Here is a 13,115-nt window from a genome sequence, read left to right on the forward strand (position 1 = left end):
ACTGCAATATTCAAATTATTACAATCATTACCTCGCCAATCTTGTTTTTCTTTTATAGAAAACAATTTTATATCACTTAACATTGTTTATCGTAAATGGTTACATTCGTTTTTGTATGGAGGAATTTATCATTTTTTTTAGTGACATTCCTACTAGTTTTCGAGCAGGAATATTATTAGGAGGAATTTTCTTATTTTGGGTGTTAGAAGGGATTATTCCTTTGTTTCCATTTGCCTATAATAAGTTCAAACACGCGGGTCTTAATTTATTTTTTACGCTTACTACAGCTATTATTGGCTTTGGGCTCGCCTGGTTTTTGGTCCGCGCATCAGATTATGTAGCTACAAACGAATTTGGTTTGCTTTATTTGGTCGAATTACCGCTTTGGGCACAGGTCATTATAGGGGTATTATTGTTAGACCTTATAGGGGCATATTTTATACACTGGTTAGAACATAAAGTCAAATGGATGTGGCAATTTCATCTCATTCATCATACTGACACTACGGTGGATGTGACCACAGGTCTGAGGCACCATCCCGGGGAGACTTTTTTCCGGATATTTTTTACCATTCTTGCCGTGGTGATCGTTGGAGCTCCCATCGGTATTGTTATGTTATACCAAAGCCTGTCCGTATTATTTGCGCATATCACGCATGCCAATATCAATATGCCTGCGAGTGTGGACAGGGTATTGTCCTATTTTTTTGTTACGCCGAATATGCATAAGGTGCACCATCATTATGCACAACCCTTGACGGATACCAATTATGGAAATATTTTTTCGATATGGGACCGGTTATTTAATACTTTCGTACAGGTAAAAAATACAAAGACCCTGACATATGGTATTGATACGCATATGAGGCCGGAAGAGAATTCATCTTTGGTCAACTTGCTTTCTATTCCATTTAAAAAATACAGGCCTCCTGTGGGGGCTAAATTCGGTGAGGAAAAACCCGAATGAGAGAAAAATATTTTCATTACTCCATACCCAACTCTTCGAGCTCTCCCTGTCAGATAGTAAATAGTTAGTAGAATCGCTCAACCTTATTTAGGGACGGACATCCATGCTCTCTGCTCCCAGCACCATGCTCTAATAACCTGAGGCCATGTCATCACCCCTGGGATCGGCCCCTCCTTCAAGCCGTCCGTCCGGCAATACCAGGATGGCATCAACACGGCCATATGGCTGGCGTGGTTTGAGATTATGACCTTTACCCGAAAGTGCTTCCTGAGTAGGTGCGTCCAGTACATCTTGCTCATAGAAAACTATATCAGGTTTCCATTGATGGTGTACCCTGCCGGCAGAGACAGCTTCCTGCATGGTCATGCCATGTTCCAGTACATTAAGAACAGTCTGAAAAACAGAGGTAATAATGGTGGAACCACCTGGTGTTCCCACTACCATCAGGAGCTTTCCGTCTTTTTCTATTATGGTAGGGGTCATGGAGCTTAACATTCGTTTACCGGGCACTATAGCATTGGCCTCACCACCTACCAAACCATAAAGGTTAGGAAAACCAGGTTTTATACTGAAATCGTCCATCTCATTATTAAGAAAGAACCCGGAACCGGCCACTACTACTTTCGACCCATACCCACCATTTAGTGTGGTGGTTACGGAAACAGCCATACCGTTTTGGTCTACAATAGAAAAATGGGTGGTCTGTTCAGATTCTTTGTAGGCAAAATCCCCGGCGCTTATGCTATCACTGTTACTTGCTATTTCAGGAGAATAGTCTGACATACGCTTCAGGACATAATCTTCTTCCAGTAATTCAAATTGTGGAACATTATAAAAATCCGGATCTCCAAGATGTGTAGCGCGGTCTGCGTAAGTTCTTCGTTGTGCTTCTGTCATCAAGTGAATTGTTTGTCCGGAATTATGCCCCATGCCCGCCAGGTCATGGGATTCTACGGATTTTAAAAGCTGCATAAGCGCTATACCACCACTGGAAGGAGGAGACATAGATATGATTTTGTGCTCCTTGTATGAGCCAATAATTGGTGCCCTCCACTTAGCCTGGTAGCTGGTAAGGTCATCGTACGTAATAAGTCCCTTTCCCAGCTTCATCTCAGTGACAATATCATCAGCTGTTTTACCTTTGTAAAAACCATCTCTGCCGTCAGCGCTTATCCTTTTTAATGTTTCGGATAATTCCAGCCATTGGATGGTATCTCCTTCTTTCCATTCTTTGATCAGAAACTCCGGAGTGACCGTATTGTAGGAGATCAGATCTTTTTGATTATTATTCAACCCATTTGCTTCTTTAAGCGTAAGCGGAAAGCCTTTTGAAGCTAGTTCAATAGCGGGTTGTAACAGGTCTTTCCATGGCATTGAGCCATATTTCTCATAAGCCTTGACCATGCCATCTACAGAGCCCGGTACGCCGACAGCCAGGTGCCCACGCCTGCTGAGCAGTTCTATAACTTCACCGCTTTCATCCAGGTACATGTCTCTGGAGGCTGCCTGAGGAGCGGCTTCGCGGAAATCCAGTGCATCGGTTTCACCTTCGTTCGTTCTGATGATCATAAAACCACCACCACCGATATTGCCAGCAGCCGGATATACTACTGCCAGAGCAAATTGCGTGGCAATAGCAGCATCTACCGCATTACCTCCCCGTTTCATAATGTCCACACCTACTTCTGAAGCCAATGGATGAGCGCTAACCACCATCGCTTTTTCTGTGATAAGGCCTGGAATAGGTTCTTTGACGGCCTCTTTCGGAGCAGGCGAGCAACAAGTTAAGAGAACTGTGAACGAGGTAAGTAGAACAGATATATGCTTCATAAAAGATGGAAATATTCCTGAATATAATTAAATGCCTTTGATCAGTTGACATAAAGCCTAAAATAGAAGTACTTTACTCAGGTAAATATTTATGAAAGTAGGACGCAGGCAACAAAAATCAGCTCAACTAAGGCTCAAAATTCTTAGCGTAGCCACCAAATTAGCAGGGAAAAAATCTTTTGATCAACTATACGTTGAGACCATTTGTGAGAAAGTAGGAGTATCTAAAGTCACCTTCTTTAAATATTTCCCTCAAAAAGATGACATTCTTCTTTATTATTGGCGTGTATGGCTTTTTGAAAGGGCAGTAGAGTGTTCCATAGAGCCAAAGCAAGGTTTGGACGGTATATATTATCTCAATGAAAAACTGGCAGATACCTTTGTAAAGCATCCAGGTATCATATTGGGGTTGATCAGCTATATTACCAGGTTTGATCGCCCACCCGCCCCGATACCTTTGAAAGCGTTGGACAGGACATTACTGCATTCCAAAGAGGAAGTTGAGAAAATAGAGATATTGTCATTGCATCAGATGCTGGAAAACTTTGTATTGGAGGCTATTTTTCGAAAAGAGATCACGTTAAGCAGTGATACTAAAGAGATCTCCAAGGTGTTTTTGTCCATTATGTATGGATCTTTGGTTTCCGGACATCTTTTACAAGTCGATTACGTGAAATTATACCTAAAACGCAACATGGATATGGCCCTGAACGGACTGAAGTGATCAGGCCATGATGAAGAAATCTACTCCTTCCTTGTATCTAAGTTGTTGTAATAAGGTTAAGATAGCTTCCCTCCCCGCTCTGTCACGAACAAAAGACAAAATGAGCCTTGAACCGTTTGCATCCGCTTCGGGCAAGTCATTAAAATGAATGTATTTTGAAACGTTGTACCTTTTCTTTACATCAATAAAGCGCTCTATTGTAATCCCCCTTTTAATAAATGGGCGCAGCCGCCTGTTTACTTCTTTACCACTGCCAAATACCCAGATTTGTTTGATTCGATCTGAGTTACCTGCAAGCCAAAAGTGAAAATAATGTGCTTTTACGTCAAAGAATTTGCCCGGCGCATAGTTAAGGTTGGTTCTTGACAGCCGTTGCTTACTGTCATACCAGCATAATACCTCCTGGTCCAGTTTATGCATTCTCACACCATTCGATAACCATCGTAGCCAAAGCTCGTAATCTTCGGGTAATGACTGTTCATTGTACCCGCCATATTGAGCGATGAGTGACTTTCTGAACATTACCGAAGGGTGTGCAAATGGAGACTCAAAGAATCGTTTATGGACAATGTCTTCTTCCTTTACGATTGCATTTATCGTATCTACGTAATGCGCGTAACCTGCCTGAGTGGTGCGGTCTCCCATATAGGTCACCTGTCCGGATACCAGGCCCACGGAAGGGTTCTGATCCAGGTAGTATGCCTGCGATGAAAGTCGATGGCACGAGGATACATCGTCTGCATCCATTCGGGCGATGTACTCACCGGAACTCATTCGGATACCGAAGTTCAAAGCCCTGCCGATCCCGCAGTGAGGTAGAGTATAAATGGCAATACGTTGGTCGTCCAGGTCTCTCAGATACTTCAAAGTTCCATCCGTAGAGCCATCGTTGACGATCACCAGTTGCCAATGATCGTACTTCTGGCACAGCATCGAGTCAACTGCGCGTTTTAAGGTATTTGCTGCATTAAATACCGGGAGTACAACACTTACTTTAGGCTTACTTTTGTGTTCTGCCAAAGTTTTTGAGAAAATCAATGAACATCTTTTGTTCTTCTTTTGAAGTGATCAACGCTGTAAGGGTATTCAAATAGCTTTTAACGTTGACTTTATTACCTTCCACCGGAGGTTTGGGTTTATACCGGATAGGATCATTAGAAATGTCCTCTTTTTTTGGTTGATCTGTAGCCTTATGTGCAGGGTCTAGTGCATCTGCGCCGGCAAAGCTCTTTTTTGATTTTTCCAGATGCCCCATCTTTTCTTCGATAAGCCCTTTGTTATTAAGCGATATAGCATCTTCAGGGTCTAATGAAATTGCTTTTTCATAGTCTGCTATAGCGCCTTTTAAGTCGCCTGCCCGCTCTTTTATAAAAGCCCGGCTGCTGTACCTGAAAGGCTTTTGAGGTTCCAGTTCTACTGTCTTATCAAGGTCAGATAAAGCACTTGTCATATTCCCCGCCAGGTAATGTGCTACACCACGTTCGCTATAAAATAGTGCGTGACGGGGCTGTAATTCTATTAGTTGATCAAAATCTGAGATAGAAGCTTCGAGCTGTTTTAGCTTAAACCGGGCTTTGGCCCGGTTATATAGGGTATCGATATGTTCAGGTTCATGAGAAAGTACCTTGTCGAACAATGGTATAGCTTTTTCAAATGCCTCTTTCCTGCAGTATTCAATTCCTTCCTTAAAATAAGCCTGTACTATCCGGTTCATTGGTAGGTTCCTCTAATTCTTCAAGATTAGTTTCTTCTTCCTCTGTAATTTCCTCCTCTTCCTCTTTCTGCTTCTTTTCTTTCTTCTTTTTTTCTCGTGGAGCTTTTACGTATTTAGATTCTTTGAGTATTTTAACTCTCACGTACTTCACTCGTTTTTTCTTTCTGTCTTTCTTTTTATTGTAATAACTGTTGCGATTTACCGGCTTAACATGTTTTACCGTGATATACCTGGTTCTGCTACATCCAAAAAGGATCCCAATAAAAAGGAGTAATATCGTGATGAGTCGCACCAAAGAATCTAAACGTAAAGAAGTTCGTTTTTATTGAAAAAAGGAAGACTTTCTTATGTAATGATGATCAGGCCCGTTTGGCTTTTTCCCATACAGCCGATTGTTTTCCTCCTGCATATCTCAGAAACCCTCTATAAACCGACCAGTTCATGAAAGTGAAATAATAGGGAATAAACAACAACTTAAATTTTACTTTTTGACCACGTAGAGCATAACCAAGAAGAGAAAGTGTATAAAAAGCCAGCTGTGCTGCGAATAGGAGGGGATAGAAGGGGTGTAAGCCCAGTAGAAGATAGTTCAAAACAATTACTACAGGTAATAGCAATGGTGTTAAGGTCCATCGAAGTACCCTGTGCGACACATATTGAAAGGTAACTATGCCATACTTGAAAAAATTTAATAAACCGACCAGTTTGATAATGGATTGGATACCACCGGCAGCGATACGGATTTTCCTTTTTTCCTCTTCTTTTGTGGATGCTGAGCCCGTCTCCATGGCATAAGCATCGGGTTCATAGACCACTTTGTAGCCCTTAGTCACGATACGCATGCTAAGATAAAAATCTTCAATAATGATATTTTTAGGCACCATTTCATAGAGATCAGTTCTGACCGAAAATAATTCTCCGGCGGCGCCTACCACCGTCCCCAGTTCTGAATCCATTCTTTTGAGAAAGGACTCATACTTCCAGTAAGCTCCTTCCCCGGAACCTGCAGCATGTTCTTTATCACCCTGATAGATTTTTTTCTCCCCGGCTACAGCGCCTACCGCACTATTTTTGTAATGCCTGGCCAGGTGGACCATGGCCTCGGCGTTCAGGAAGGTATTGGCATCACAGAAAGCGACCAACGGAGTGGTTACAAATTCCATAACCCGATTAACCGCCGCCACTTTTCCGCCCCTCTTGTCCGTATGAAATACCCGGATGCGTTCATATTTGCCCAGTACCTCGCCGGAGTTATCTGTAGATCCATCTGTAACAAAGTAGAGATTTAGTTTCTTCTCAGGATATGAAAGCTCCAGTGTGTTTTTTACTTTCTCATCCAGAATGTCAGCTTCATTGTAGCAGGCAACAATCAGTGTAAGTTCAGGTAGCTCATTAAAATCATAATAATTCTCAGCGGCAGGTTTCAAGATCCGCTTGATCTTTACCAGTAAATACAATACAATTCCGTAGCCTAAATAGGTATAAATGATGATACTTAGGCTTATCCAGAAGACGAATTCAATTAGGTCCATGAAATGCTTAATCTATAGAAAAGTAAAATTATAAGAGTAAGCGATAAATGTAAGTCAATACACCAATAATAATCTGATGAGTTCAGGATTAAACTTTAAATGAATAATGTTTTGTCTTTTATCAGGAGGGTCTTTGTCAACTTCATTATGGTTTTTATTGCACCGGTGATGAACAAATAGCCAAGAGCTTACCGGTTACTTGCCATTCATAACTTTGGTGATCTTATGATAATCTGCATAATTCAATATGAGCACAAGGACCAGACTTATGATAACGACAAGCATGACACATACCTTGACAAGAAAACTTAAAACCTTCAACACATTTTTGGGATCAGATAACTAATGGCTCTCAAAGTTTAAAACAATGAGTCATCGGATATCCCCTATGCATTGTGTGTTTTTTTGTGCTGATTATCCGTCAGTTAATTCATTGTGTAATAGGTTGAATTACTTCTTTAAAACGCGACTCTCTCTCCTGAAAGTAAGCCTCGATAAAACTGATCATTTTCCCAAATCAAAATTTCACCCTTTTCACCTTTTTTGATGCTCGAATCAACGCTGAATATTGTTCCGTCGAAATGAGACTTCACCTTTTTCATAGAAGTATGGCCTACCACAATGTGTTTTTTATTTAAATGTTCAAGGATTTCCGTTGCCTGTTGCTTGGTGAAATTCTCGTCTTTAAAGTATCCCCTATACCATATGGGCCCGTCAGATTTTGCCAAAAACTTAGCCGTATCATTTTTTGCAATGTCTTTCTTCGTTTTGTCTATTATTTTTTTGTAAAACAGGCGGTTAGTGGATTGAATGTCAAAACCTTTACTTGCAAATTCAGGAGAAAAGCCCGCATGTGCAAAAGCTATGTCGTTAATTGTAATAGCCACAGGTTTTGTCCTTAACCAGTGACCTATTAATGTATTTGAACCGAACAATTCATGATACTTCATGTCCATCTTTTCAGATATTAACTGGTACTTGTCATGGATGTATCTTAAGTCACCATTCAAAACCATGACTTCATGATTCCCCAGAAGTAAGTGTACTTTTCCTCCTGCTTTTATAGCTTCCTTTTCCAGCTTATACAAAAACCAAAGAGTTTCCGTTACGCTATCGCCTCTGTCGAATACGTCTCCGACAATAATAAAATGTCCTTTTCCGTAACTCCATTTTCCTTTTTTATTGATGATTTTTTGGGCTTGGAGTAACTTAATGAATAGGTCATATTGTCCGTGAATATCGCTGAGGACCGCGATTTTGGAAATGCCTGTAAAACGTTGCCCATAATCTATGTTATCCGACGGGTTTAGATCAAGGTATTTGGATTGAAACGCTTCGCACGAACTGATCTTTAATTTTTTGAAGCGATCTTTGTCATACTCCTTTTGAACCAGTTCCCCACCTTCAATCCATTTTACTATGATTTTGTCCGTATCATAAAATATGTACGGACAATCATCAAACTGCGCTTTTAAAAGAGATGAGTGAAGGCAAATACATGCCAGTATTATTGTACGAATAATGAGACTCATTTTAAAGTGGTTTTTATTTATCAGGTATTATTTGAAACATAACCTCGCTGACAACATTTAATTTTTGTTGTCCAGCCAGGGTTTGGTTTTATGGTTGATGGACAAACATCGTGGTAAATTCCTTTTCCTGGCCAATGATGCGTACATAATAAACTCCCGGATTCCATTCCTTAAGATCTAATTTAATCTCCTTTGAAGCGGATATATTTGATAGCTTCTGTTCATAGACCACGTGCCCACTCACATTTGTTACATACAATGTAGGATGCCCCTGTTTAAGGTCAGAATATTGAATGGTCAGGATATCCCGTGCAGGATTAGGGTATAATGTCAAAGTATTTTTGTCCGGACCTGGTCTCACGCCAGTGACCAATGGGGCACTGGAAATCACAATATTATCGATGGCCATATCACCTCTGGAACCACTGCCTGTCTCACCTACAAATCTTAACTGGATGGTGTTGCCTACATACTCATCAAGAGTAATAACCGCATTATTCCATTGATTGCCTTTGTTTCCTTGCTGCACCCATACGCTTGCCCATGTAGCTCCTTCATCTTTTGTTAGTTGCAATGAAAGCTTGCCTATGTCCGTACCAAACAGGTGATATCCAAAAGTGACATTAAGTGTACTCCGATCTTGCAGATCAAAGCAAGGACTACTTAAAATACCCGTGGCATTCATGTAATCAGACGCTTCGGTATACATAAAATAATCACCATCCAACGCTTCATCCGGCCCGGTGTTACTTGAGGAGGTACGATGTCTGATCCTCCATCCAAAATCATCATCAACATTCTGTCTCCATTCGGTTCCTCCTGCAAAATCTTCAAAACTTTCTTCATAGGGAAAAGAGGTGATCGTGGATATGCAGCTATTTTCAGGTGCAGTTTGTGAACAATCCACCAGGTAGTATCGGTCCATCAGTAACGAAGCTAATATCCGTTCTCGCTGAAGTATTGAAAACCTGTTTCGGCAGGTTGCTTGTCCTCTTCCCATGTAATTAAAGCCATCCGGGGCATACCGATCACCGGCGCCATCCACAGCAGTTCCGTTATATATGCATGCATTGAAATCACTTCTGTCCCCCGGGTCCGGAGGCGTATCACATATAAAATCACCTGCCACCCGGCAATTATTACCGCTAACTAATTCATTTCCCCGGGAAGTCTCGTAGGTATGAAGTAAAGAAAAATAATGGCCTAACTCATGTTCTACTGTACTTGTTAAGGCTCTTTCACTAGTTATAACAATTCTGTCTACCTGATCCTGGGGGAATTTGGCATAACCATTCACGTCTGTTATATCAGCAAAGAAATAAATGTTCAGAATGAATTTGTCATCATATTGATCGAGTAACGGGTCGTGTAGGTCTTTTTCAAAATTAGTATGTAGGAAGGTATCATCGATGAACTTGGTTTGCCCGCAGGAAGTAAATGAAATTCCCATTATTGAGAATGACGTATTTATATTGTCTATAACCTTTAGCAGGTCCTCGTCGCTTACCGCAGCATCGTTACCCTCCGTCGTCCGGCTTACATGGAATTGAACTGGAATACTCGTACTGGTAGCTCTGCCTTGAAGCCTGTCCTTGTAATGTCTATTTACCAACTTCTCTCGTTCTGTCAAACTGTTTTCTAAGTAATCCAGGTATTGTTGGTTGGGAACCGTACCACATTCCTCTTTGGACTGGCCAATAGAGTTTTCTATTTGACTTTGAAAAAGGATGAACAGTATTATTATTCTATAATTGATTATTTTGATATACTTCATAGTGAACATTTTTTATAAACCTGTAGGCATACTTTAGATATGCCTTATTCAGATTACTGTAAGTTTGACCTTACAAAAAACTCATCTCTCTCTGCACCATCAATGTCTTTAAAATAGAAACGCGCCAGCATGGCATCTCCATTATAATTGAACTCGCCAAACAGCGCTCCGTATTGACCTCCATTATTGCTATGATAAACATCAGCCCACCATGGATTCAGGTCCAGGCCTGCTTCTCCGTCCCTGATGCTTCTGCCACCAAGGCCGGAAACAAAGGCAAATGACCTGCCTTCATCGTCTGAAGTCGCCAAATTGTCTTTTATAAGATTAACAGTATTATTTGTGGTGGAAATAGTTTGTGTCTGAAAGTTGCTCATCTCGTAGGTCCGGCTATAAGAATGCTCATGAGCCGTGGCTATTATAGCTCCACCTTTTCGTGATTCCTCATATACATCCCATCCGGCCTCATCTGCTTTGCCGCCAATTTGCATTAGTCGCTGATTTTTGTGCCAAAATGATATCCTCCAGATGGCCGAATTTCCACTTAATTGATCACGGATATAATTACCTGCCTCGGTGGAAGTAATACCAAATTCATCTGGTGCAGATGAAACAAAAAAGATCCCCTTGTATGAAAACGAACTCATCACACCCAATTGTCCTGTCCACTCAATTCCCAGTCTTTTGAACCTGCTTTCCAAAAGCTGTTGGTACCCTCCGCTGATATTCCAAAGGTGATCATCATGATTGCCCACCACATAGAAATATGGAAAATCTTCTCCTAAAACAGCATTGACATTGTTTTCAAATATCAATGGTGCATTACGATCATAACCCAGGTCACCCGAATGTACTACTACATTTGTTCCTTCGCTTTTAATAAGAGATAAAACTGCATCTGCCGCTGCATCAACCTCAGAATCTCCGATAAAAGCGATTTTGAAGTTTACAGGGGTTTGATCATTATTTATTACCACTTTTTCTTCAACAGTAAAAAACGGGCCTTTTACGGTTTGATTTGCAATGGTCACGGATATATTACCGGTGGTAGCACCTGCCGGGACTTGTGTGGAGATCTGACTTACTGAAGAAAAAAATATTTCAGTGGCTTTGATGCCATTAAAATCAACGGTAACCTCAGTAGCATTAGCACTGAAATTACTGCCATTGATCGTAATTGCGTCTCCCACTTCCCCTTTTAAAGGGTTTATTGAAGTGATTGTTGGCAGAGGAAGCTCTTCCGTTTTATCACCTTCATCACTTGAGCAGGAGCTTTGCATTCCCACAAAGCACCAAGTGGTTATCCAAACCAAAGCATAAATATTTTTCTTATTCATGGATGCAGGTAATTATTGATGTTTTTGATTCATATTGTATACTTAATAGCACAATACTATTTCTTTCCGAGAAGTTGGAATATTCTTCAATGTCGGCTGAACAGACCAGCGCTATCATTAAAAAGGGAACAGAAGAGTGCTTTTTTCAGAAGCACTCTTCTGTTCAAAAGATTAATTAAAAGTGATGGATAATTCGGCTCCATCATCAGCTCTGGAGGATGAATAATTTTCAGCCTCTCTTCCTCCGGAAGTGCTCGTGGCACTAAGGCTTACACCACTTGGTTCTATAATTATATTAATGCTATTTCCTGACTCCCAATCGTCGCGGTTCACAATTTCCTGGATTATACTGGACAGGTCAACTGTTTTTTGAGCATCTGTTCTATCTCCTTCATTGACCCATGGCGGAATATCCCAAATTACGTTTGCCGTGGTAAGTGGCCTTCCGGAAAGCTCCCGGTTAGATTCTTCATAAGGGGATGCATTAGCGCTATTTTCTCCAAAAATAATAACCTGTACGGGGTCCGAACCGGTATCGTCACATTTAAATTGAATGCTGGCCTCTTGAACGTCTGCTCCCTGTGGTATGTTAACCTCATTAAATCGCAACCCAATTTTAACCAACCCCTGGCCGCTACTCATTTCTCCAAATTCCAGATCGCTACTGCTTAAATCCATATCACCTACTGCGTCATCACTGCCCGCTTGTAATATCATAATCTCTTCTACGTCATCATCGTCACTGGTAAGAGGGATTAACAGGGTGGTACTGGTTACCGTAAATTCAGGACCAGCCACTGAAGCGCTACCAAATACGGTAATACTGACAGTCCCCGTAACAGCGCCCACCGGTACCCTAACCGTGATAGATGTAGTTGTAGCTGCTATGACCTCGCCTTCTATACTTGAGTCTGCCTCCCTTCCCTGGAAGCTAACCGTATTATTTGTTAGTATTTCACTAAAACCAGTCCCTGCAATGGTGACCTCTATTCCAGGGGTTCCCATGGTTGGGTCTATGGAAGCCACGGTTACTTCAGGTCTTGTGACCGTGAATACAGAGCCTGTAACAGGATCGTTCCCAGCCACGGTCACGGTAATAGGGCCCGTCAAAGCTTGTGTGGGAACCGTAGTAGTAATGCTTGTAGATGTGGATGCTGAAACATCAGCTAATTCTCCATTGAAACTAACCACATTGTCTGTTGGTATTTCACTAAAATTAGTGCCTGTTATAATAACCGATGTGCCTGGTTCGGCAGTTGATAGTGAATAGGATTCAATTTCCGGCAGTTCGATTGTAAATGTAGGCCCTCCTATAGCAAATGAAGTTCCCACTACGAGATTTACAATGCCTGAGGTAGTAAAATCAGGTACTTCAACTGTAATCGTTGTCTCGGTAGATGCAATCACTTCTGCAGGGTCTCCGCCATCAAAAGTCACACTGATGTCCTCAGGGTTTTCGCTGAAATTTGCACCTGTAAGCGTCACAGTAGACCTCACCGGCCCACTAGCCGGGCTTACAGTGGTGATATCCGGTAATCGCTGTGGGGAGTTAGAAATTCTATCGGCATCCTCATCTTCGCATGCCACTAGTCCGATCATTAGTAGAGTTAAGCAGAAGAGGAAACACTTAACCGGTATATTTTTTATGTTTTTCATTACTTATTCATTTAAAAAATAAATCTGAAATTTTATGGTAGTAATAAAA

Annotated in this window: 11 protein-coding genes; 2 read left to right on the top strand and 9 right to left on the bottom strand. The window is 41.3% G+C overall.

Going from position 1 to position 13,115, the window contains the following annotated elements; genetic code table 11:
- Positions 1-115 precede the first annotated feature (115 nt).
- Positions 116-967, top strand: a complete 852-nt coding sequence (locus tag FNH22_RS10395) for a sterol desaturase family protein (protein ID WP_143398293.1) — start codon at positions 116-118, stop codon at positions 965-967.
- Between the two features lie 129 nt (positions 968-1,096).
- Here FNH22_RS10395 and ggt read toward each other — a convergent pair whose 3' ends face one another.
- Positions 1,097-2,797: a gamma-glutamyltransferase gene (gene ggt, locus FNH22_RS10400; RefSeq protein WP_143398294.1), complete on the bottom strand. Its 1,701-nt coding sequence runs from the start codon at positions 2,795-2,797 to the stop codon at positions 1,097-1,099.
- Positions 2,798-2,888: 91 nt separating this feature from the next.
- Between ggt and FNH22_RS10405 the strand changes: the two genes are divergently transcribed.
- The gene (locus tag FNH22_RS10405; RefSeq protein ID WP_143398295.1) at positions 2,889-3,521 is read left to right on the top strand and encodes a TetR/AcrR family transcriptional regulator; all 633 of its coding nucleotides are present in this window, start codon (positions 2,889-2,891) and stop codon (positions 3,519-3,521) included.
- Here FNH22_RS10405 and FNH22_RS10410 read toward each other — a convergent pair whose 3' ends face one another.
- From FNH22_RS10410 to FNH22_RS10445, 8 genes are all read right to left on the bottom strand, one after another.
- The gene (locus tag FNH22_RS10410; RefSeq protein WP_185154171.1) at positions 3,522-4,541 is read right to left on the bottom strand and encodes a glycosyltransferase; all 1,020 of its coding nucleotides are present in this window, start codon (positions 4,539-4,541) and stop codon (positions 3,522-3,524) included.
- A complete protein-coding gene (locus FNH22_RS10415) occupies positions 4,522-5,235 on the bottom strand; it encodes a tetratricopeptide repeat protein (protein ID WP_143398297.1) in 714 nt (237 codons plus the stop codon). The genes FNH22_RS10410 and FNH22_RS10415 overlap by 20 nt, the downstream gene beginning before the upstream one ends.
- On the bottom strand, positions 5,207-5,530 hold the full coding sequence (locus tag FNH22_RS10420; RefSeq protein ID WP_143398298.1) for a hypothetical protein: 324 nt from the start codon (positions 5,528-5,530) through the stop codon (positions 5,207-5,209). The genes FNH22_RS10415 and FNH22_RS10420 overlap by 29 nt, the downstream gene beginning before the upstream one ends.
- 64 nt (positions 5,531-5,594) lie before the next feature.
- Complete coding sequence (locus FNH22_RS10425; protein ID WP_143398299.1) at positions 5,595-6,767, bottom strand: glycosyltransferase family 2 protein; 1,173 nt, start codon at positions 6,765-6,767, stop codon at positions 5,595-5,597.
- 458 nt (positions 6,768-7,225) lie between these two features.
- Positions 7,226-8,299 carry a metallophosphoesterase gene (locus FNH22_RS10430; protein ID WP_143398300.1) on the bottom strand — a complete coding sequence of 358 codons (1,074 nt, stop codon included), beginning with the start codon at positions 8,297-8,299 and terminating at the stop codon, positions 7,226-7,228.
- Positions 8,300-8,387: 88 nt separating this feature from the next.
- Complete coding sequence (locus FNH22_RS10435) at positions 8,388-10,073, bottom strand: T9SS type A sorting domain-containing protein (protein ID WP_185154172.1); 1,686 nt, start codon at positions 10,071-10,073, stop codon at positions 8,388-8,390.
- Positions 10,074-10,126: 53 nt separating this feature from the next.
- Positions 10,127-11,410 (bottom strand): IPT/TIG domain-containing protein, encoded by a 1,284-nt coding sequence (locus tag FNH22_RS10440; RefSeq protein WP_143398302.1) that lies wholly within the window; start codon positions 11,408-11,410, stop codon positions 10,127-10,129.
- A gap of 171 nt (positions 11,411-11,581) precedes the next feature.
- Positions 11,582-13,009, bottom strand: a complete 1,428-nt coding sequence (locus FNH22_RS10445) for an IPT/TIG domain-containing protein (protein ID WP_185154173.1) — start codon at positions 13,007-13,009, stop codon at positions 11,582-11,584.
- Positions 13,010-13,115 lie beyond the last annotated feature (106 nt).

The organism is Fulvivirga sp. M361 (genome assembly GCF_007097395.1).
Classification (GTDB): domain Bacteria; phylum Bacteroidota; class Bacteroidia; order Cytophagales; family Cyclobacteriaceae; genus Fulvivirga.